Source organism: Amycolatopsis circi (assembly GCF_003385235.1).
GTDB classification, from domain to species: domain Bacteria; phylum Actinomycetota; class Actinomycetes; order Mycobacteriales; family Pseudonocardiaceae; genus Amycolatopsis; species Amycolatopsis circi.
In genome coordinates this window covers 1-1,155 of the sequence record NZ_PQIA01000298.1, presented here as the reverse complement: position 1 = coordinate 1,155, position 1,155 = coordinate 1, and the positions used below count along the sequence as shown (strand labels likewise).

Sequence of the window (1,155 nt, the reverse complement as noted above, 5' to 3'; positions counted from 1 at the left end):
GCACCGGGGGCGGGGAAAGCTCGGTCATCGGGCTCGGCTCCTCTTCGGGGGTCGGGTCCAGGCAGGAACACGGGTGCGGGCAGGGAAAATCAGGCTGGGGCATGATGGGCGGGTGGAAGCCGAACCGAGCGCCGCCTCGTGAGCGGGGGCTACCTGAAGGGCAGAATCCGCCGGGACGACCTCGTTTCGGCGGCCGCCGCGGTGTACGGCGAGGCGGGCTACCACGCGTCGTCGCTGCGGGAAATCGCCAAACGAGCCGGCATCACCCACGCCGGGCTGCTGTACCACTTCCCGACGAAGGAAGCGCTGCTCGCAGCGGTCCTGGAACGCCGGGACGCCGAGGACGCGGTGCGCGAGCAGCTGACCGCCGCCGCGCCCGGCCTGGACGTCCTGCGCCGCTTCATCGCGCTGGCCGAGCACAACGTCCGCCACCGAGGCATCGTCGAGGTGTACTCGCGCCTGGCCGCAGAAGCAGTCTCGGAAGACCACCCCGCACACGCCTACTTCGCCCGCCATTACCGCGAGGCCCGCGAAAGCATCGCCCGGTCGTTCCACGCGCTCGCTGAAACAGGCGAGCTGCGCCCCGGCGTAGACCCGGACTTGGCGGCACTCACCTTCATCGCATTGATGGACGGCCTCCAGGTCCAGTGGCTCACCACCCCCACGCAAGTCGATGCAGTCGGTTCCCTCCGCCTCTCTCTGGAAACTCTCCTGACCGTCCCCCTGTTCCCGAAATAGGCGGAATCAGGAGATCCAGCCCCAGATGGCCGCCCCCTCCCGCCAGTCCGTCCGTGAGGGGAACCTTCACGGACTCTGAGTCCCTCAGGGTTCCCCTCACGACCAGCAACGGTCCGTGAACCGCAGCCAGCGCACCCAGCCCAGCCAGGCACCCACACCACCCCCGCACCCCGATACGAAGCCTCCTCTGCGGTCCGGGGGTGCTTGTCAAGGCATCTTTCCCGCCTTGACAAGCACCCCCGGACCGTCAGCACAATCAGCTTCGGGGTGCCCCACGCAACCGCTCAAAACGCAATGTCGCCGCCAGGCGACGAGCCGATCAGCTAAGCGTCCGCGAGTACGGATCCCACTCAACGGGCAACGCCTCCGCCACCTCCACCCGACTGCCCACCTCAACCCCCACCCTCCGCTCCATGG

1 protein-coding gene is annotated in these 1,155 nt (G+C 68.5%); it reads left to right on the top strand.

The annotated features are described in order from the left end of the window. Positions 1-138: 138 nt before the first annotated feature. Positions 139-738 carry a TetR/AcrR family transcriptional regulator gene (locus D0D37_RS46360; RefSeq protein ID WP_116206902.1) on the top strand — a complete coding sequence of 200 codons (600 nt, stop codon included), beginning with the start codon at positions 139-141 and terminating at the stop codon, positions 736-738. Positions 739-1,155: the final 417 nt, after the last annotated feature.